This window comes from Clostridium bornimense, assembly GCF_000577895.1.
Classification (GTDB): domain Bacteria; phylum Bacillota; class Clostridia; order Clostridiales; family Clostridiaceae; genus Clostridium_AN; species Clostridium_AN bornimense.
In genome coordinates, this window is sequence record NZ_HG917868.1 from 721225 (window position 1) to 741374 (window position 20150).

Here is a 20150-nt window from a genome sequence, read left to right on the forward strand (position 1 = left end):
TATGATTTTTGTGAAAGAATTAGAAAAATATAATATCAACTATTTGAAAAGTATTTTTCTGAATGATTCCTCTATTATTGAATATTTGATTAGTAAAAAAATACTTATAAAATATGACAGTGGATTTTATTCTTTCGACTATGTAGGTATCCTACTATATAAGGATGAAGTTATTTTTTCTTTACCTAAATATACTCAAAAGAGCAATTATAAAGATAAGGCTGTCAAATTGCTCCAGTTGTTTGGTCAATACACAAAGAGGGAGAAATTGGAGGAAGAAGAGTTAGAAACATTTGGTGCAATAGATTCTACGACTTCTTATAATATGCTTTCTACAATAATCTTTATTTTAAATGATTATATTGAGAATGGAGTATACACTAATGAAAAAAGCGTTAATGAGTTAAATGGCAATTCAGAAATTAACTGGCAAAAAACTATAGATGATGTCATGCCGATATTATCTAATGGCAATGTTCTATATTTGGACTATTACACGGATACATACATAACTGATGATGAAAACTATTTTATGCAACTTCACAAGTATATTATTAATGAATGCACAAAAAAATTAGATTCGTACGGATTAATTGAATACTTTGGATTTAGCCGTTTTGAATTTGATGTAGATGAGAATACCCTTGGTTCACCAAATTATATTACGACTAAATTAAATAATGAACTGTCCATACAATTTGTAAGCAGAAAACAAATACTCCTTAAGGCTATGATTTCTTTCATTAACAATGTAATTATTAACTCAGATAATAATTTTGTTAGCTTTTATGGCACTCGTAGTTTCAATCTAGTATGGGAGAAAACCTGTGGATATGTTCTCAATAATAAATACCCAATATTGAAGAAGTTAATATCAAATCCAATATGGACATTAGATGGAGTAATAGAGTATAAAGCACCAACCCTTAAACCAGATATTCTCTGTGTTACACATAATACATTTGCTATTTTAGATGCAAAGTATTATAAACTCGAAATTAAGAATGATACAATTGTTGGACATCCAGGAGTAGAGGATGTTACTAAACAATATTTGTATCACCTTGCTTTTGAAGCTTTTATTAGAAAGTTTAACTTTAGTAATGTAAAAAATGTATTTTTATTACCCACAGAAAAGAACTCATTATCTCAAATTGGGACAGTAAAGATAGATTTTCTTAGAAGTTTGACTTTGAGAGATATATTATTGTTCGAGGTCCCTGCTGAAATGATATTTGAAATGTATTCGAAAGGAAAGAAAATAAGTATAGAGAGCTTCTTAAATTTGAGTATAGAGACAATAGAATAAAACTTATCTTTGAGGGGGTGGGCATTTGGCAGGCAATCATTCTTTTAAGGACTATGTGGCAGATAGATTCTATAATGAAGTATTTGCTGCTATACAAAGTTACACCACGGACAACTACGATGATTTGGACTTAAGGCTATACAGGGTTCGAAATATTGGAGGCATAGAATTATCAGATATAGAGGTAAAGTTTGTATCTGTTAATGACTTGCCAGATATGAAAATAGAATTTGATATTGTTGTGGAAGCCGAATTAGAAGTCCGTGAGTCGGACTATCATTATGATGAATCGGAAAACTGTAGACAGTGGTTTATGCTGAAATGCACAGGTGATTTAGATTGCAATTTAGATGATTTCACAATCTCCAGTGTAACTGAGTATTCCAGCAAAAATAGGCAGCCCAAACCTATGTCGGACTCTCTGGTACCTATCATTTACAAGGAACAACTGGAATCTGTTGCTACAGACTTCCTTCGCAGACATTACCCAAAAGCATTAAAAACCCCAATGGCAATTGAACCACAAGTACTAGCAGAAAATATGGGTCTTACAGTGGAAATGAGAGAAATTACAAAGGATTTCTCTGTTTTTGGACAGTTATACTTTCACGATTGCGATACAGAATTCTATGATAAAGACAGTGACGAAATGGTGCAGACCCATATAGATGCCAGAACTATTATAGTCGATCCAAAAGCGTTCTTCCTACGCAATCTAGGATCAGTTAACAATACCATTGTGCATGAGTGTGTTCATTGGGATCAGCATAGAAAAGCATTTGAATTGGAGCGGCTTTATAACAGCAGCGTCACACGAATCAAGTGTCAGGTAGTTGGTGGCATAAAAGACAATAGCAGAGATGCTACTGATTGGATGGAATGGCAGGCAAATGCCCTCACCCCGAAGATACAAATGCCAATTGCAATGTTTAAAACCCAAGCGTTTAAGTATATTAAGCAATTTCGTACGGAATTAGGAACGTCTGAACTTATAGATGTAATGGAGCCAGTTATTGACGCTTTGGCTACTTTTTTCTGTGTCTCCCGAACCGCAGCTAAAATCCGTATGATTGATGCCGGGTATGAGGAGGCAATTGGAACCTTTACATATATAGATGGTCGTTATGTCAAACCTCATAGGTTTAAGAAGGGTGCGCTTGAAAGAAATCAAACGTTCTCTATAAGTGCGGAGGATGCTGCCATCCAAAGCATAACTAATCCTGAAATGGCAGCTTTAGTTGGAGATGGAAGTTATGTTTATGTAGATTCTCACTTTGTTTTAAATCATCCCAAATATTTAACACAGGATATATTTGGACAGACTGTACTTACTGATTATGCACGAACCCATATGGAAGAGTGCTGTTTGGCTTTTAACTTATCAGTCAAGTCTGGATGTAAGGAAAGATATTATACTGAATGTTTTCTCAACCGAGATAAGACATCAAATATTGATTTCGACATAAAATACTGTAACGGTTTTGAACACGCAACTCCAGAGAAGAAAGCAAAGATACTAGCTGATACACTGGCTGAAGAAACGCGGATCTATAATGAACTGCCAAATAGTTATACAAGCTCTCTTAAAATAGTGCGTGAATGGAAAAATGTAACTTATAAAGAATTAGCTGAACGAATACTGATTAATGAACGTACTATAAGACGAATCGTTAATGGTGAAGAGCCAGGTTCTATCAATTCCATAATCTTAATTTGCCTTGGACTTCATCTACCACCTAATATTAGTAGTCATATAATTCGCAATTCCCCCTTTTCGTTAAACTTCAATAACGATAGTCATATTTGGTATAATTTTGCCCTGACTCACCTATATCCAAAATCGATGGATGAGATTAGAGCGTTTTTACAGGAACATGGTGCAGACCCATTATAAAATATCAAAATATTTTTGAAAAAGCGGACACGGGATGTCCGTTTTTTTAGCTGTTAGGCACATGAGCCATACATGAATCCTTTTAAGGGTTTGTGTATGGCTTTTTTTATTGCTGTTTTTAGGTGTTTATGAGGAGAAAAGCATCATTTTGAGTATGAAATAACCGGGCATGAGGTGTCCGCCAAGGCTGTCCATTTCTACCTTACAATAATATTAGACGAAGGAAAGGTCCTTCGTAAGTAGCTAGATTAAGACCGACCCTCGTCTACAAAAAAATATCAAATGCCTGATTTGCAATAAGGGCAAAGGATACATATTGTTTCGCTCCAATCTGTAAAGATTGTTGCGGTGCAATAGAAGTACCTTACCTTATTGCGCTCATTTTCAGGAAAAAGGGTCTGTGTACTTCAAGCACAGACCTATTTTTGTATCCTTTGCCGCCAATGCAATCCGGCGGAAAGGATGCAAAAACATGTCAAGAGCGTACAAAACTAGCCAAAAGAAGAGAACTAACTACATTTATTACACATCCGAAGGAACGAAGATTGTGGTTATTCCAGGTGAGAATGGAGTAACCGAAGCGGACATCGAGCTTTTACACACTATGGATGATGACGAAGTGGACGAGCAGCGCCGCTATGATTATCGGGTAACAACACATCTGGATGCTTATCATGATGGTGAAGAGGAAGCAGCCCATGACCGCAATAAGTATCTTGCAGATGATACTGCTAATCCAGAACAGCTAATCATACAAGCAGAAGATGAGGTAGAGCATCAAGATACGCTGGAAAAGTTAACAAAGGCAATGGAGTCTCTTTTACCACAACAGAAAGAACTTTTCCAAAAAGTATATCTTGAGAAACGATCCAACACTGACATTGCAGCAGAAGAAGGTGTGACAGAAGCTGCCATTCGCGGCCGCCTTAAGAAGCTTCATGAAAGACTTAGAAAAATTCTATCCTAATTGGGTTCTAAAGAATCTATTAAAAAATCTTTTCTGAAAGGGGGTTCGAAAGAACTCTCTTTTTCGCTTATCGGTGAGGGGAGATAAATTGCCCCGGAAAGGAGAGGGAATATGAGCCTAAAACATAAAGTCACTATTAATGTGGCAAAGCCAAATGGCGAAAAAAGCTCCGTCATTCAAAGTAGTCGTAAGACTATCCGAACTAGAATGCTTGATTTCCTATTTGGAAAGAAAGCCAGTTTGTTAGTAATTACTCCAGGTGACTCAGTTGAGACGGTAGAAATTAAGGAAATAAAGGAAGGAGGTGTAGGACATGAGTAAGATTAAGCTCCTTCTTGATGTAGTGTCAGATCTTCGAGCACTGGCAGATAGTGTTCAGGCTGTAGCTGATGCCCTTGGAAGTAATGAGCCTAAGGAGGATAAAAAGTCAGAGCAGCCAAAACATGAAAAACAGCCTGAAGAAAAGCAAATTACCTTAGAAGAAGTAAGAGCGGTGCTCGCGGAGAAAAGTCATGATGGATTTATTGCTCAGGTTAGAGGTCTTCTAGAAAAGTATGGTGCATCAAAACTTAGTCAGATTGATCCAAGTAAGTATGCTGCCATTCTTGCTGATGCGGAGGAGTTGAAATGAGTAAACATGCAATTCTCTCCGCGTCAGGGGCTCATCGCTGGATGAACTGTACACCATCGGCAAGGCTAGAACAGGAGTTTGATGACAACAGTGGTGAGGCTGCAGCTGAAGGTACAGCAGCTCATGCATTAAGTGAACACAAACTCCGAAAGGCACTTAAGATGAGATCAAAAAAGCCGGTCTCTCCATACGACTCAGATGAGATGGACAATTATACCGATGGTTACGTGGAGTTTGTACTTGAAGTGATTGAGCAAGCTAAGCAAATTTGTAGTGATCCCCTAATCTTGATAGAACAGCGGCTTGACTTTTCAAAGTATGTACCTGAGGGATTTGGAACCGGGGATTGTTTAATTATAGCTGATGGAACTCTTCACATTATTGATTTTAAGTATGGTCAGGGTGTCTTAGTCAGCGCAGAAGACAATCCTCAAATGAAACTTTATGCCCTTGGTGCACTGGATCTATTTGATGGCATTTATGATATCGAGATGGTTTCAATGACAATTTATCAACCCCGTCGAGAAAATGTCAGTACATCCACAGTCTCAAAAGAAAACTTGTATCAGTGGGCTGAAGAAGTTTTAAAACCTAAAGCTGAATTAGCCTTCAATGGTGACGGCAACTATTGTCCCGGTGAATGGTGTCAATTTTGCAGAGCAGCTGTGAAATGTAGAGCAAGAGCAGAAGCAAAAATGAAACTGGCTACGCTTGAGTTTGCTCTACCACCACTTATATCTGATGAAGAGATTGCTGACATTTTATCTTCTATCGGTGATCTCACTAACTGGGCAAATGAGATTATAGCCTATGCGACGGATGCAGCAGTTAATCATGGAAAGAAGTGGCCAGGGTTTAAAGTAGTCGAAGGTCGCTCCAACCGTAAATATAAAGATGAAGAAGCAGTCGCAGAAGCAGCAAAGAATGCAGGATACCGAGATATATACAAGCAAAGTCTCATTACCATTACCGAAATGGAAAAATTGATGGGCAAGTCAAAATTTAATGAAATCCTTGGTGAGCTAGTTATGAAGCCACCAGGCAAACCGACGCTAGTTCCAGTTTCAGATAAGCGTCCTGAAATGAACACATCATCAGCAAAAAATGATTTTATGGAGGTATAAAAATTATGTCAAAAACAGCAAAAAGAACAAATCCAACAAAAGTAGTTACAGGAGTTGTCAGACTTTCTTATGCTAATGTGTGGGAACCTAAATCAATCAATGGCGGTGCTGAAAAATACAGTGTGAGCCTGATTATTCCTAAGAGTGATACTAAAACCTTAAGTGCTATCAATGAAGCGGTGAATGCTGCAATAGAAGAAGGTAAAGGTAAATTCGGTGGTAAGATTCCAAATAAAGCGGCGTTAAAGCTTCCTCTACGTGACGGAGATATTGATCGTCCAGATGATGAAGCTTATGCAAATAGCTATTTTATCAATGCCAATAGCAATACCCCTCCACAAATTGTAGATAGAAACGTCAATCCAATCATTGATCGTTCTGAAGTATACTCTGGTGTCTATGCAAGAGTGAGTATCAACTTCTACGCCTTTAACTCCAATGGAAACAAAGGTATAGCCTGTGGTCTTGGAAATATTCAAAAAATCCGTGATGGTGAACCTTTGGGTGGCAGAACTAATGCAGCTGATGATTTTGCCACTGATGTGGATGATGACTTTTTATCATGAGAACCCTCAGTATAGATATAGAAACATATAGCAGCGTAGACCTCGCCAAAAGCGGGGTCTATCGTTACGCTGAAGCACCGGATTTTGAGGTTTTACTTTTCGGTTACAGTGTGGATGCTGGGCCGGTTCAAGTAGTAGATTTCGCTTGTGGCGAAGAAATACCTAAAGAAATACAGCAAGCGATTCTAGATAATAATGTTACCAAATGGGCGTTTAATGCGCAGTTTGAGCGGATTTGCTTATCGAAGTACTTTGGTATACACCTTGCACCTGATTCTTGGCGGTGCACAATGGTTTGGTCTGCGTACCTTGGGCTTCCTTTATCTTTGGAAGGAGCAGCAATCGTAACAGGAGCAGACAAGAAAAAGCTAACAGAAGGTAAAGAGCTCATTCGATATTTTTCAGTTCCATGTAAACCAACAGTAACTAATGGTGGTCGTACACGAAATCTACCTGAACATGCTCCAGAGAAGTGGAATAGCTTCAAAGCATATAATCTACGAGACGTTGAAGTTGAACTTTCTATACAGGAAAAGCTTCAAAAATTTCCTATGCCTGAAGAGGAATGGAATAACTATATTCTAGATCAGCAAATCAATGATCGAGGTATTCAGTTGGATTTGGAATTGGTAAAAAAAGCGATTCAATGTGATGAAAAAGTAAGAGAAGAGCTAACAAGCAGACTAAAAGAACTAACTGATCTTGATAATCCTAATTCAGTTGTTCAAATGAAATCCTGGCTATCAGAAAATGGTCTGGAAACAGATAGTCTTGATAAGGCATCAGTTAAGGCGCTATTAAAGGAAGCTCCAGATAATCTGAGTGAAGTACTGGAACTAAGACAACTATTAGCTAAATCCAGTGTAAAGAAATACACCGCTATGGAAAATGCTGTATGCACTGACGGAAGAGCTCGGGGACTACTACAATTCTACGGTGCTAATCGAACCGGTAGATTTGCAGGAAGGCTTATACAAGTTCAAAATCTCCCTCAGAACCATTTGTCGGATCTGGAACAGGCACGTCGCTTGGTTAGAGGTGGCCATTTTGATGCCTTGGAAATATTGTATGACTCTATTCCGGGAGTTTTGTCTGAATTAATTCGAACCGCTTTTGTGCCAAAGAAAGGATATAAGTTTATCGTTGCTGACTTTAGTGCAATAGAGGCTAGAGTTATTGCTTGGATTGCAGGCGAGACATGGAGAAATGAAGTGTTTGCTACTCATGGCAAGATTTATGAAGCATCTGCTTCCCAGATGTTTAAAGTCCCCTTAGAAGAAGTCACAAAAGGTAGTCCTCTCAGACAAAAAGGAAAAATTGCGGAGCTGGCCTTAGGTTATGGTGGTTCTGTAGGTGCATTAAAAGCAATGGGTGCACTTGACATGGGTCTTACCGAAGAAGAGTTAAAACCTTTGGTCTATGCATGGCGAAATGCAAATCCTAATATTGTACGACTTTGGTGGGATGTTGATCGTGCTGTCAAAGAAGCTGTAACAGAAAGGTGCAGAACCGAAACTCATCGCACCCGTTTTGAGTATCGTAGCGGGATGCTATTAATATGGCTTCCTTCTGGCAGACAACTTACTTATGTTAAACCAAGAATAGGTATTAACAGCTTTGGCAGTGAAGCAGTGACTTATGAAGGAGTTGGTGCCACAAAGAAATGGGAGCGCATTGAAAGTTATGGTCCTAAGTTTGTCGAGAATATTGTGCAAGCTATTTCAAGAGATATTCTTTGCTGTGCCATGAGAAAGCTTGATGAAAAAGGTTTTGATATTGTAATGCATGTCCATGATGAGGTAGTTTTAGAAGTCCCTTTAGAAGTAACCGTTACTGATATATGTACTCTAATGAATCAGACGCCAACTTGGGCTCAAGGACTTTTACTTCGCGCAGATGGATACGAATGCAATTTTTATAAAAAAGATTAATTTGAGGGGGTTCGAAACCTCCTCTTTTTTTGCTTATAGCTGAGGGCATGTCTTATTGCTCTACTACAATAAGCAGGAGGTTCAATATGAACAAAATAACTATATTCAACTATGAAGGCAACACAGTAAGAACAGTAATGAAGGATGAAAATCCTTGGTGGGTTCTAAAAGATGTATGTTCGGTACTAGACATTGGAAACAGTCGTGATGTTATGGCTCGTTTGGACAGTGATGAAAAGGGAGTCGATATTATCGACACCCCTGGAGGAAAACAGGAAGTATCTATTATCAATGAAAGTGGTCTTTATAGCGTGATATTGGTTTCTCGAAAGCCAGAAGCTAAAAAGTTTAAGCGCTGGGTAACCCATGAGGTGCTTCCTTCAATCAGAAGGCATGGCCTTTATGCTACAGATGAGTTACTTGCGAATCCAGACTTTTTGATTCAGGCACTACAGGAGCTTAAAGCGGAAAGAGCTAAAAATACTGAGTTAACTACTACCATTAGCATTCAAGAACAGCAAATTGCAGAAATGAAACCTAAAGCAAGTTATTACGATGTGGTACTTAACTGTAAGGATGCGGTGTCTATCACAACAATAGCCAAGGACTATGGAAAGTCAGGGCGCTGGTTTAATGAGTATCTGCATAATTTAGGTGTTCAATTCCGTCAAGGGAAGATTTGGCTTCTATATCAAAAGTACGCTCAACATGGATATACGACGACAAAAACCCATACTTACCTTGGAAATGATGGGACGATGCATTCAAAGGTTCATACTTACTGGACTCAGAAAGGACGCTTGTTCATTTATGAGCTTCTTAAGGATCATGGCATTTTACCATTGATTGAACAAGAGTCCGAATTCGAGGAGATGTAACTTATGGATAGATATAACGCTGAAGGCTATCCAGATCCAACTGCAGCAGAAGCCTTGGAAAATATCATGCGTGAAGAAAAAGCAAAAAACTATAAACCTTGCGTTTTTATTTGTTCTCCTTTTGCTGGAGACATAGAAAAAAATCTGAATAAAGCTAGAGAATACCTGAAGTTTGCAGTGAAGCAAGGAACCATTCCTTTTGCTCCTCATCTGCTATACCCTCAAGTGCTAGATGATGGCGATCCTGAACAAAGAAAACTAGGACTATACTTTGGCATGGTATGGCTTAGAAAGTGTGATGAGCTGTGGGTATTTGGTCGCTATATCTCAAAAGGGATGCAAGCAGAGATAAATAAAGCATCGAAGCATCGTATACCTATCCGGTATTTTTCTGAAAACTGCGAGGAGGTGCAGAAGCTATGAAGATAGCGGTTGGTAACAGCCGAATGGATAAAAAGTGGAAGAACAAAGATATCACATGGGAGGACTTTATCTCACGAGTTAAATCTACCATACGAACAACAGAAACTGTATCTGAGTTCCGAAAAATGAGTCGCGCTCAACAGGACTCAATAAAAGATGTAGGAGGATTTGTGGGAGGAGCCCTTCGTGAAGGAAAACGCAGAAATGGTTATGTCCTCTCCCGTTCCCTTCTGACTTTAGATATGGATTATGCCAAACCAGAGGTTTGGGAGCAAATTGAAGCGTTACATGATTTCAAATGCTGCATCTATTCTACCCATAAACATACACCAGATGCACCAAGATTAAGACTTATTATTCCACTTAAAAGAGAAGTAACAGAGGATGAATACCCAGCCCTTGGTCGGATGGTTGCAAAGGAGATTGGGATTGATTTATTCGATGACACCACTTATGAACCTTCAAGACTAATGTATTGGCCTTCTACACCGTCAGATGGAGAGTTTGTATTTAAAGAGAAAGACGGTGAACTATTGGACCCAGATATCTATCTATCAAAATATGTAGACTGGCGGGACACTTCAATGTGGCCAGTCTCAAGTCGACAATCTGAGGTTGTACAAAGGAAAATAACTAAACAAGCAGATCCATTAATTAAAGAAGGGGTTATAGGAGCATTTTGCAGAGCCTACAACATTGAAGAAGCCATCGAAGAATTTCTACCTGATGTATATGAACCTAGTACCATGAATGGACGATTTGATTATATTCCAGCAGATTCTTCAGCAGGCTTGGTAATCTATGATGGTAAATTTGCTTATAGCCATCATGCTACCGATCCAGCATGTGGAATGTTGCTAAACGCATTTGATTTGGTCCGAGTGCATAAGTTTCGGGAACTAGATGAAAAGGTGACAGAAAATACACCGCCAAGTAAACTACCTTCATTTAGAGCCATGACAGATTTGGTATTAGAGGATGAACGGGTAAAAGAGCAGTTTGCTGAAGAACGAAAGGCTCAGGCTGAAAAAGAGTTTATTGATGAAGATTGGGAAAAGCAGCTGGAGATTGATAAGACAGGAACGGTTAAAAATACTCTTAGAAATTTGATTTTGATACTTGAAAATGATCCCAACCTAAAAAGCATAGTGTTTAATCAGCTATCTGATAGTCTCGAAATTAAAGGTGATGTTCCTTGGCCGCATCCATCGAAGTTCTGGAGAGATGCAGATGATGCACAGCTGATCAGCTACATTGACACCCACTACGGAACCTTTTCTGCAAGAAACTATGATGTAGCGGTAGCGAAGGTCGCTGACGATAGATCTTATCATCCGATTCGGGAATTTATTGAGGCTCTTCCTGAGTGGGATAAGGTAGCTAGAGTAGATACCTTGCTAATCGATTATCTAGGTGCATCAGATAATCCATATGTTCGAGCTGTGACAAGAAAAACTTTATGTGCAGCGATTTCTCGTGTACTGACTCCAGGCATCAAGTTTGATTCCATGTTGGTTTTAAATGGCCCGCAGGGAGTTGGAAAAAGTACTCTTATAGCCAAGTTAGGTGGAGACTGGTTTTCTGATAGTTTGAGCTTGTCAGATACCAAGGATAAGACCGCCGCAGAAAAGTTACAAGGTTACTGGATTTTAGAAATTGGAGAGCTGGCTGGACTAAAAAAAGCAGAAGTAGAAACACTTAGAAGCTTCTTATCTCGCCAGAATGATATTTATCGAGCTAGCTTTGGCAAGAGAGCTACTCCTCACTTAAGACAATGTGTCTTTTTTGGCACCACTAATGCTGAAAAAGGCTATTTACGGGATACCACAGGAAACCGTCGTTTTTGGCCGGTAAAGACCCCGGGAAATGGTACAAAAAAGTCATGGCAGTTAGAGCAAGATGAAATTTTGCAGATATGGGCTGAAGTTCTTACTTATGTGAAAGCCGGAGAAAAATTGTACCTTGATGCCAGTCTTGAGAAGCTTGCAAAAGAAGAACAGCGGGAAGCTATGGAATCCGATGAGCGTGAAGGTCTGGTACGAGAGTACCTTGACATGCTATTACCTGAGGATTGGGACACCATGGATTTATATGAACGTAGGGCATATATCAATGGAACTGAGTTTGGTGAAAGCAAGAGAGTTGGTGTTTGGAAACGAAAATCGGTTTCTAATATGGAAATTTGGTGTGAGTGCTTTGGGAAGGATCGAGCCAACCTGCGAAGGGTGGATGGTAATGAAATATCGGCGATTATGGCAAGTATTGGAGGATGGACAGGTCTCGTGAAAAAAGAACGAATCCCGCTTTATGGACCACAATGGGTTTATGTTCCCAAAGAATAATTTAGTTTGGAACACATGGAACAATTTTTTCTCGGGAACAGATTTCACCTGTTCCGGTGAAACAAAAACAGTCTTTTGGGACATCCCATCGGAACAGGCGGCAGCCCCTTGTAAAGTAGGCTGCTCTATAACCTCCGTTCCATTGTTCCAATAATTATTATTAAAAATAATCCTAAAGACAAAAAGAAGAAATTACCTGCAGACGCGTATATACGCGCGTATAGAGACTTTTTGGATGTAGGGAACATGGAGGATATATGATAGAAAAATGGATTGAACAGCAACTGGTAAAAGCAGTGAAAGATATAGGCGGCATTGCACTAAAGATTGTATCACCAGGTTTTGATGGAATGCCAGACAGATTGATTCTGTTACCTAATAGAAAGATAGCTTTTGTAGAGGTAAAAGCACCAGGTAAAACTTTACGGCCTCTACAGGAAAAGCGAAAAAGACAGTTAGAAGCACTTGGGTTTTTGGTATTCTGCTTGGATAACTTAGAACAGATTGGAGGGATACTTCGTGAAATACAAGCCTCATGAATATCAGGTTTATGCCACTGAGTATATCCTCAATCATCCTATAGCAGCAGTGCTCTTAGATATGGGATTAGGTAAGAGTGTCATAACATTAACCGCTATATTTGATTTAACATTAGATAGTTTTCTTGTTCGTAAGGTTCTGGTTATTGCACCACTTCGAGTTGCCAAAGATACATGGCCTGCAGAGATTGAAAAGTGGGATCACTTAAAGGGTCTTAAATACACCGTAGCAGTGGGGTCGGAGGTTCAGAGAAAAACAGCCCTTATGAAAAGAGCTCAAGTTTACATTATCAATCGAGAAAATGTGGAATGGTTAATTGCAAGAAGTGGAATTCCATTTGATTTTGATATGGTGGTAATTGATGAGCTGTCCTCTTTTAAATCGCATCAAGCCAAGAGATTTAAAAGTTTAATGAAAGTTAGGCCAAAGGTTAATAGGATAGTGGGACTTACTGGAACCCCATCCTCCAATGGATTGATGGATTTGTGGGCACAGTATCGCTTATTAGATATGGGACAGCGATTAGGTAGGTTTATTGGCAGATATCGAGAGGATTATTTTGTACCAGATAAGCGTAATCAACAAGTGATCTTTTCCTACAAGCCAAAACCGGGAGCGGAAGAAGCAATTTATAGGCTAATATCTGATATCACTATTAGCATGAAAGGGGCAGATTACCTGAAGCTGCCTGAGCTGGTTATAAACGAAGTAGATGTAAAGCTTTCTGAAAAAGAAATGAAAAACCTTGACATTATGAAGGGTGATTTAATTACAACGGTTAAAGGTGAGGAAATTACTGCAGCCAATGCAGCAGCTCTTTCGGGAAAACTACTGCAAATGGCCAACGGAGCAGTCTATGATGATCAAGGTACAGTACTTCATATACATGACCGTAAGCTGGATGCACTGGAAGACTTAATCGAAGCTGCTAATGGCAAGCCAGTTCTAATTGCTTATTGGTTTAAGCATGATTTGTCACGAATACAAAAGCGCTTTGAGGTTGAGGAGTTATCCACTAGCGATTCTATTAAGAGGTGGAATGATGGAGAAATCTCTATTGCAGCTATCCATCCAGCATCAGCAGGACATGGACTGAACTTGCAAGCTGGAGGTTCAACTCTTGTATGGTTTGGTCTAACTTGGAGCCTAGAGCTTTATCAGCAAACCAACGCCCGTCTTTGGCGGCAAGGACAAAAAGAAACGGTAGTGATTCATCACTTGATTTCCAAAGGCACCATTGATGAACGTGTAATGAAAGCCCTAAATGATAAAAACAATACTCAATCCGCACTGATAGATGCGGTTAAAGCCACACTAAAGGAGGTCTGATAAAATGAACATTGTCTGGCAATATTTAGATAAAAGAGCAGCGGCAATTAACGCCCTAAAAGATTACAGCAGTATGAAGTACATCATAGAACATACCGATGAGGACATTGCAACCCTCAACGAAGAAATGAGTTCCCCAGCTTCTCCAGTTTTAAATGGCATGCCATCGACCCATGATCCAAAAGCTGGAGAGAAAAGGCTCATTGCCTGCATCAATGAAATTGATGTATTGAAAGAACGTTATCGTCAAGCACTGGAATACATGGACTGGTTTCAACCGGCATGGGATGCTTTAACAGAAGATGAGCAGTATGTGTTAAAGGAGTTTTATTTGGATGATGAACAAAAGCAGATTGATGCAGTGTATAACATTTGTGATCACTTTAATATTGAACGTTCTTCTGCATACAACAAAAAGAATCGAGCGCTTCAGCATCTTGCGCTACTACTCTATGGAAAGTAATGAGTAATATCATGGACGATTTTATTAGAAATCCATAATACAATGGTATTGTGAAAAATTGTAGAGAGCCTTCGTGGAAATACCGCGGGGGCTTTTTGCATGTCCAAAGGAGGTACGAAATGCCAAAGAAACCAAAACGACCATGTTCTTCTCCTGGTTGTCCGGAACTGACAGATGGACGTTTTTGTCCGGAGCATGCCAAAAAGGAAGCTTCTCGTTATGAAAAATATCAGAGAGATCCTGAAACGAGGAAGCGTTACGGTCGTGCATGGAAAAGAATACGTGACCGTTACATTACAGCCCATCCACTATGTGAAGAGTGTAAAAGACAAGGAAAGCTGACACCAGCAACTGAAGTGCACCATATCCTTCCCTTGGCACGAGGTGGGACACACGATGAAAGCAACCTAATGGCTCTTTGTACTCCTTGTCACTCAGCTATCACAGCAAGAGATGGAGACCGTTGGGGAACCCGGTAGGGGGAGTCATATCTCCACAGCTATTTAAATGTGCAACGGGCGTGGGGCTTCGTGCAAAAAGTCGCAGTTTCAAACGGGGTAATAACCCCTAATAAGAAAAGAGGTGAGTTAATGGCCAAAGATGGTACAAATCGAGGTGGTGCTCGTATTGGATCTGGTCAGAAAAAGAAAGCACTTATAGATAAAATTGCACAGGGTAATCCAGGTAAGAGAAAGCTAGAAATTATCGACTTCCAAAATACCGCTGATTTAAAGGGGCAGGAAATGCCAAAGCCAAGGGCCATGCTCTCAGCGGTGCAAAAGGACGGGAAAACCCTAGTAGCCAGCGAGATTTATGAAATTACTTGGAAATGGCTTGAGGAGCGAGGCTGTGCCCATTTGGTGCTCCCACAGCTTCTAGAACGATATGCCATGAGTGCGGCCAGATGGATACAGTGTGAGGAGGCGGTAACTGAGTTTGGTTTTCTTGCCAAGCATCCAACTACCGGCAATGCTATTCAAAGTCCTTATGTAGCTATGAGTCAGAACTTTATGAGTCAGACAAACAGACTATGGATGGAGATTTATCAAATCGTTAAAGAGAATTGTGCTACAGAGTATTCTGGTTTAAACCCACAGGACGATGTGATGGAGCGACTGCTATCTGCCCGCAGAGGAAAATAAAGATGAGGAGATATGTAATGAGTAAAAGATATTTAACAGCTGAAAGTGTATGTGCTGGACATCCTGATAAACTATGCGACATCATAGCAGATAGCATTTTAGAAGCATGTTTACGTAAAGACAAAGCATCACGTGTCGCTTGTGAGGTAATGGCAACCAAAGGGAAAATTATCGTGGCGGGCGAAATCTCCTGCAGCGAGAAAATAGACATCCGATACATTGTTAGGAATGTCCTTAAAGAGATTGGATACAACCCTCTTAAATTCTTGATTTATGTATTTGTACACAAACAAAGTGTAGATATTGCAACTGGCGTGGATACTGCACTGGAAGTAAGAAATGGGATAAACGAACAGTATGGTTCGATAGGTGCTGGAGACCAAGGAACTGTGTATGGCTATGCTACAAAGGAAACAGGAGAAATGCTTCCCCTACCCCTTGTACTATCTCACAGGATTGTAAAGAGACTGGATGATTGCCGAAAAGGGAAACTGATAAAAGGTATCCACCCAGATGGTAAAGCGCAGGTGACGGTGGAATATGAAGGAGACACTCCAGTGCGAATAAAGACTATTGTGATATCGGTACAGCATGATAAGAATAAAACACAGGAAGAACTAAAGACAGATATCCTTAACAATGTCCTATGGCAGTGCTTTGAGGACTTCTCATTTGATGATGAAACAGAAATTCTCATTAACCCCTCTGGTAGATTTGTCGAAGGTGGTCCCGCTGCCGATACAGGCTTAACTGGTAGAAAAATTATGGTTGATACCTATGGAGGACTTGCATCCCATGGAGGTGGCGCACTTAGTGGTAAAGACCCCACCAAAGTTGACCGAAGCGGTGCCTATATGGCTCGGTACATTGCAAAGCATATCGTCTGGTGTGGATATGCAAAGAGATGTGAAGTTAGTATATCCTATGCCATTGGTAAGGCAAATCCTGTAGCCTTTTATGTAAATACCCTTGGCACAGGTATTGTTTCTGACGAAATATTAACTCTTGCTGCACAGGAAGTTTTCAATTTAAGACCTGCAGCCATTATTGAAAATCTACGTCTTAGAAATGTGATTTACTCTGACACCGCGGCTTATGGTCACTTTAATAGTTGTCTATTCCCGTGGGAGGATGTAAATAAGTACAGTGAATTTAGAAAGGCGGTGGAAAAGTATGTTGATAGAGAAGATAAAAACTAAACAACTCATCCCCGCTGAATATAACCCAAGGAAGGATTTAAAACCGGGTGATCCGGAATATGAGAAACTTAAACGCTCCCTTGAGGAGTTTGGATATGTAGAACCCGTAATATGGAATAAGACTACAGGCAGAGTCATTGGAGGCCATCAACGTTTGAAAATCCTGCTGAGTATGGGCATGGATGAGATAGAATGCGTAGTTGTTGAAATGGATGAGCAAAAGGAGAAGGCGCTGAACATTGCACTAAATAAAATAAGTGGTGATTGGGATAAAGACAAATTAGCACTTCTCATCACGGACTTAAATGCTTCAGACTTTGATGTGTCTTTGACAGGTTTTGACCCGGGAGAGTTGGAGGATCTTTTCAAGGATTCCCTTAAGGATAATATAAAAGAAGATGATTTCGATGTAGACAGCGAGCTGAAAAAGCCCGCTGTTTCGCATTTAGGGGATATTTGGCTACTTGGGCAGCATCGATTAGTCTGCGGAGACAGTACAAAGAAAGACACCTTTAATGTCTTGATGGATGGGAAAACTGCTAATTTGGTAGTTACGGACCCTCCATATAATGTTAACTATGAAGGCACTGCTGGAAAAATCAAAAATGACAATATGGCTAACGAAGCGTTCTACGATTTCCTGCTTGCAGCATTTCAGAACACCGAAGCAGCGATGGCAAAGGACGCTTCTATTTATGTATTCCATGCGGATACCGAAGGACTCAATTTTAGAAGAGCATTCTCCGATGCAGGATTTTATCTTTCCGGTACTTGTATATGGAAAAAGCAGTCCCTTGTTCTCGGTCGCTCTCCTTATCAGTGGCAGCATGAACCTATTCTCTTTGGGTGGAAAAAGAAAGGCAAGCATAACTGGTATTCCGATAGAAAGCAGACCACCATCTGGGAATTTGAGAAACCGAAGAAAAACAGTGATCATCCTACGATGAAGCCAGTTGCACTTGTGGCCTACCCTATTTTGAATTCAAGCCTTTCTAATTGTATCGTGCTTGATCCTTTTGGTGGTTCAGGAAGCACACTGATTGCCTGTGAGCAGACAGATAGAATCTGCTACACCATTGAACTGGATGAAAAGTACTGTGATGTCATTGTGAAAAGGTATATTGAGCAAGTTGGAAACTCAGATGGTGTGTTTGTTTTAAGAGATGGTTCGAAAATCAGATATTGTGACCTGCCGGAGGTGAATGCAGATGAGTAAATTGACACTCGGCTCTCTTTTTGATGGGAGCGGAGGTTTTCCTCTAGGCGGTCTGCTCTGTGGCATTGAGCCTTTATGGGCATCTGAAATTGAGCCGTTTCCTATAAGAGTTACGACCAAACGCATCCCACAGATGAAACACTATGGGGATATAAACAAATTAAATGGTGCGGAGCTTCCACCTGTAGATATCATAACATTTGGCTCTCCCTGCACAGATATGAGTGTGGCGGGTAAAAGAGCGGGTCTGGACGGAGAACAATCCGTCCTTTTTTATGAAGCAATACGAATTATCAAGGAAATGAGGTGTAAGACCAATGGACAATATCCAAGGTATGCAGTCTGGGAAAATGTCCCCGGAGCATTCTCGTCAAATAAAGGAGAGGACTTTAGGGCAGTCCTCGAAGCGGTCATCGGTGTCAAAGAGCCGAACACCTCGGTGCCTTTACCTGAAAAAGGACGATGGCCATACGCTGACATCTATATGGGAGACGGATGGAGTGTGGCTTACCGAACTATCGATGCGCAATATTTCGGAGTACCCCAACGTCGTCGTAGAATCTACCTTGTCGCAGATTTTGCAGGCAGATGTGCCGCAGAAATACTATTTGAGTCCGAAGGCATGCCAAGGAATTTTACGCCGAGCGGCAGCCCGTGGCAAAGAACTGCCGGAAATGCTAAAAACTGCACTAGAAAGACAGGCAATAGCATAACCTGCCTAAATGATCAAGGCGAAAGAGTGATGTCTGTTTCTAAAGATATTACTGCAACACTTAGAGCAGAGGAACACGGGCATCAGCCTTGCGTCATGCAGTCAAGCGGTTTTTGTACCGAACACAGTGCTAAGAGTAGAAGTGTCGGTTATGAGGAGGAACGCTCCCCAACCCTTAGAGCGGGTGTTGTTCCAGGTACAGTCATGTCCTTTGAACCAGGTGCAGTTTCACGCATTGGCGGGCACACGGATGAAAATATAAGTGGAGCACTTCGTGCAAGCATGGGTGATAATCAAACAGCTGTTGTAATAGAAAACCACCCAACTGATAGCCGTGTGAAACTCTCAGAAGATAATAAAGTACAGACGCTTACTTCTCGTATGGGGACTGGTGGCGGGAATGTACCTCTTGTTATGAACACTCCTAAAACGTTAAAAATTCGTTCCGGGTGTGAAGGTGGCGGTAAAGGTGCGTTAATTCAGGATGATAAGTCTGCTACCCTTGGATGCAACAATGACCAGACTGTTTTTGTGCCTACTGCATTTGGTATCTGTTCTGATAAGAGCAACTCTATGCAGTCAAGCAATCCTCACAGCGGTATATATAAAGCAGATACTTCCCGAACCATCGATGCTAATGGTGGAAATCCGGGATGTAATCAAGGCGGTATTGCAGTAGTTGCTCTTCAAGGCTCGATGATTGGAAGGCAGGATCCCCAAGGAAGCGGTATAGATGAGGATGTTTCTTTTACACTTAATACCGCTGATCGTCATGCTGTTGCCTATGCCATGACTACTGGAGCCTATGCCCAGGTTGAAGAAGATAAAGCGCCAACGTTATTGTCGAGAGATTATAAGGATGCCCCTGTTGTGACTCAGCCATCTTACGGTATTGATAGGGCAGCTTTTAACCAAGGAAAGAACGCGCTATATAAACCTGCTATAGATGAAGAGCAGCAACCTACGCTCACGGCAAAGGGACCTGGGGCAGTGGCACACCCAGCTTCATTTTATCCTCAGATGAAAGCCGAAAGTCAATGCTACAGACAAGACGGTACATCAAATACGATTATTAATGGTACCAATCCAGGTTATCAAAATGGATTGGTTGAACCGAACTATATCGTTCGAAGGCTTACACCAACGGAATGTGGAAGATTGCAAGGCTTCCCTGATGATTGGTGTGATGACCTCGGTACGGAAAACCCTACAGAGGATGAAATTTCATTCTGGACGGAGGTTTGGGAAACCCATCGCAAAATCATGGGTAAGAGTAGCAAGCCGAAAACAAGAAAGCAAATTATTAAATGGCTTAACAACCCCCATTCTGATTCAGCTGAGTACAAAATGTGGGGTAATGGTGTAGCACTTCCATGCGTCTGTTTTGTGCTGACTGGCATTGTATTATCTGCACGGAATACCGCCGATTAATGGAACAGTATTTTCTACAGAAAGATGCCCTAAATGACTTGATATTAACAGCC

At 40.5% G+C, this 20150-nt stretch carries 19 protein-coding genes; all 19 read left to right on the forward strand.

Translation table 11 applies throughout. From position 1 onward, the window contains the following. Nucleotide 1 precedes the first annotated feature (1 nt). The 19 genes from CM240_RS03205 to CM240_RS03295 all read left to right on the forward strand — a co-directional run bounded on the left by CM240_RS03205 (nucleotide 2) and on the right by CM240_RS03295 (nucleotide 20097). The gene (locus CM240_RS03205; RefSeq protein WP_044036392.1) at nucleotides 2–1309 is read left to right on the forward strand and encodes an LlaJI family restriction endonuclease; all 1308 of its coding nucleotides are present in this window, start codon (nucleotides 2–4) and stop codon (nucleotides 1307–1309) included. A 25-nt stretch (nucleotides 1310–1334) separates the two neighbouring features. Further along, entirely contained in the window at nucleotides 1335–3203 is a 1869-nt protein-coding gene (locus CM240_RS03210) for a helix-turn-helix domain-containing protein (RefSeq protein ID WP_044036394.1), read from the forward strand. A gap of 400 nt (nucleotides 3204–3603) precedes the next feature. Further along, the gene (locus tag CM240_RS03215) at nucleotides 3604–4170 is read left to right on the forward strand and encodes an RNA polymerase sigma factor (protein ID WP_278246577.1); all 567 of its coding nucleotides are present in this window, start codon (nucleotides 3604–3606) and stop codon (nucleotides 4168–4170) included. Between the two features lie 111 nt (nucleotides 4171–4281). After that, a complete protein-coding gene (locus CM240_RS03220; RefSeq protein WP_041160340.1) occupies nucleotides 4282–4491 on the forward strand; it encodes a hypothetical protein in 210 nt (69 codons plus the stop codon). Continuing rightward, entirely contained in the window at nucleotides 4484–4801 is a 318-nt protein-coding gene (locus CM240_RS03225) for an rRNA biogenesis protein rrp5 (RefSeq protein WP_044036397.1), read from the forward strand. The genes CM240_RS03220 and CM240_RS03225 overlap by 8 nt, the downstream gene beginning before the upstream one ends. Continuing rightward, nucleotides 4798–5925 carry a DUF2800 domain-containing protein gene (locus CM240_RS03230; protein ID WP_044036399.1) on the forward strand — a complete coding sequence of 376 codons (1128 nt, stop codon included), beginning with the start codon at nucleotides 4798–4800 and terminating at the stop codon, nucleotides 5923–5925. Before CM240_RS03225 ends, CM240_RS03230 begins: the two co-directional genes overlap by 4 nt. 5 nt (nucleotides 5926–5930) lie before the next feature. Then, nucleotides 5931–6491, forward strand: a complete 561-nt coding sequence (locus tag CM240_RS03235; protein ID WP_021400962.1) for a DUF2815 family protein — start codon at nucleotides 5931–5933, stop codon at nucleotides 6489–6491. Then, complete coding sequence (locus tag CM240_RS03240; protein WP_044036407.1) at nucleotides 6488–8422, forward strand: DNA polymerase; 1935 nt, start codon at nucleotides 6488–6490, stop codon at nucleotides 8420–8422. Before CM240_RS03235 ends, CM240_RS03240 begins: the two co-directional genes overlap by 4 nt. A gap of 86 nt (nucleotides 8423–8508) precedes the next feature. Continuing rightward, on the forward strand, nucleotides 8509–9300 hold the full coding sequence (locus CM240_RS03245) for a phage antirepressor (protein ID WP_044036408.1): 792 nt from the start codon (nucleotides 8509–8511) through the stop codon (nucleotides 9298–9300). Nucleotides 9301–9303: 3 nt separating this feature from the next. Then, nucleotides 9304–9723, forward strand: coding sequence for a DUF7768 domain-containing protein (locus tag CM240_RS03250; protein ID WP_009052904.1), 420 nt, complete (start codon nucleotides 9304–9306; stop codon nucleotides 9721–9723). After that, complete coding sequence (locus CM240_RS03255; RefSeq protein WP_044036411.1) at nucleotides 9720–12065, forward strand: virulence-associated E family protein; 2346 nt, start codon at nucleotides 9720–9722, stop codon at nucleotides 12063–12065. The genes CM240_RS03250 and CM240_RS03255 overlap by 4 nt, the downstream gene beginning before the upstream one ends. A 257-nt stretch (nucleotides 12066–12322) precedes the next feature. Further along, nucleotides 12323–12604: a VRR-NUC domain-containing protein gene (locus tag CM240_RS03260; protein ID WP_044036413.1), complete on the forward strand. Its 282-nt coding sequence runs from the start codon at nucleotides 12323–12325 to the stop codon at nucleotides 12602–12604. Further along, nucleotides 12585–13934 carry a DEAD/DEAH box helicase gene (locus CM240_RS03265; RefSeq protein ID WP_044036414.1) on the forward strand — a complete coding sequence of 450 codons (1350 nt, stop codon included), beginning with the start codon at nucleotides 12585–12587 and terminating at the stop codon, nucleotides 13932–13934. Before CM240_RS03260 ends, CM240_RS03265 begins: the two co-directional genes overlap by 20 nt. A gap of 4 nt (nucleotides 13935–13938) precedes the next feature. Further along, nucleotides 13939–14397: an ArpU family phage packaging/lysis transcriptional regulator gene (locus CM240_RS03270; protein WP_044036416.1), complete on the forward strand. Its 459-nt coding sequence runs from the start codon at nucleotides 13939–13941 to the stop codon at nucleotides 14395–14397. A gap of 119 nt (nucleotides 14398–14516) precedes the next feature. Next, nucleotides 14517–14876, forward strand: coding sequence for an HNH endonuclease (locus CM240_RS03275; RefSeq protein WP_009052900.1), 360 nt, complete (start codon nucleotides 14517–14519; stop codon nucleotides 14874–14876). A gap of 111 nt (nucleotides 14877–14987) precedes the next feature. Next, nucleotides 14988–15539, forward strand: coding sequence for a P27 family phage terminase small subunit (locus CM240_RS03280; RefSeq protein ID WP_044039691.1), 552 nt, complete (start codon nucleotides 14988–14990; stop codon nucleotides 15537–15539). A 17-nt stretch (nucleotides 15540–15556) separates the two neighbouring features. Then, nucleotides 15557–16738: a methionine adenosyltransferase gene (metK, locus tag CM240_RS03285; protein ID WP_156930503.1), complete on the forward strand. Its 1182-nt coding sequence runs from the start codon at nucleotides 15557–15559 to the stop codon at nucleotides 16736–16738. Next, on the forward strand, nucleotides 16713–17954 hold the full coding sequence (locus tag CM240_RS03290; protein ID WP_044036420.1) for a site-specific DNA-methyltransferase: 1242 nt from the start codon (nucleotides 16713–16715) through the stop codon (nucleotides 17952–17954). Before metK ends, CM240_RS03290 begins: the two co-directional genes overlap by 26 nt. After that, entirely contained in the window at nucleotides 17947–20097 is a 2151-nt protein-coding gene (locus CM240_RS03295; protein WP_044036422.1) for a DNA cytosine methyltransferase, read from the forward strand. Before CM240_RS03290 ends, CM240_RS03295 begins: the two co-directional genes overlap by 8 nt. The last annotated feature ends 53 nt before the right edge of the window (nucleotides 20098–20150 follow it).

Coding starts and splice junctions, on each gene's coding strand:
- CM240_RS03205 (WP_044036392.1), top strand. CDS start 2: ATGATTTTTGTGAAAGAATTAGAAAAATATAATATCAACTATTTGAAA.
- CM240_RS03220 (WP_041160340.1), top strand. CDS start 4,282: ATGAGCCTAAAACATAAAGTCACTATTAATGTGGCAAAGCCAAATGGC.
- CM240_RS03225 (WP_044036397.1), top strand. CDS start 4,484: ATGAGTAAGATTAAGCTCCTTCTTGATGTAGTGTCAGATCTTCGAGCA.
- CM240_RS03230 (WP_044036399.1), top strand. CDS start 4,798: ATGAGTAAACATGCAATTCTCTCCGCGTCAGGGGCTCATCGCTGGATG.
- CM240_RS03235 (WP_021400962.1), top strand. CDS start 5,931: ATGTCAAAAACAGCAAAAAGAACAAATCCAACAAAAGTAGTTACAGGA.
- CM240_RS03240 (WP_044036407.1), top strand. CDS start 6,488: ATGAGAACCCTCAGTATAGATATAGAAACATATAGCAGCGTAGACCTC.
- CM240_RS03245 (WP_044036408.1), top strand. CDS start 8,509: ATGAACAAAATAACTATATTCAACTATGAAGGCAACACAGTAAGAACA.
- CM240_RS03250 (WP_009052904.1), top strand. CDS start 9,304: ATGGATAGATATAACGCTGAAGGCTATCCAGATCCAACTGCAGCAGAA.
- CM240_RS03255 (WP_044036411.1), top strand. CDS start 9,720: ATGAAGATAGCGGTTGGTAACAGCCGAATGGATAAAAAGTGGAAGAAC.
- CM240_RS03260 (WP_044036413.1), top strand. CDS start 12,323: ATGATAGAAAAATGGATTGAACAGCAACTGGTAAAAGCAGTGAAAGAT.
- CM240_RS03270 (WP_044036416.1), top strand. CDS start 13,939: ATGAACATTGTCTGGCAATATTTAGATAAAAGAGCAGCGGCAATTAAC.
- CM240_RS03275 (WP_009052900.1), top strand. CDS start 14,517: ATGCCAAAGAAACCAAAACGACCATGTTCTTCTCCTGGTTGTCCGGAA.
- CM240_RS03280 (WP_044039691.1), top strand. CDS start 14,988: ATGGCCAAAGATGGTACAAATCGAGGTGGTGCTCGTATTGGATCTGGT.
- metK (WP_156930503.1), top strand. CDS start 15,557: ATGAGTAAAAGATATTTAACAGCTGAAAGTGTATGTGCTGGACATCCT.
- CM240_RS03290 (WP_044036420.1), top strand. CDS start 16,713: ATGTTGATAGAGAAGATAAAAACTAAACAACTCATCCCCGCTGAATAT.
- CM240_RS03295 (WP_044036422.1), top strand. CDS start 17,947: ATGAGTAAATTGACACTCGGCTCTCTTTTTGATGGGAGCGGAGGTTTT.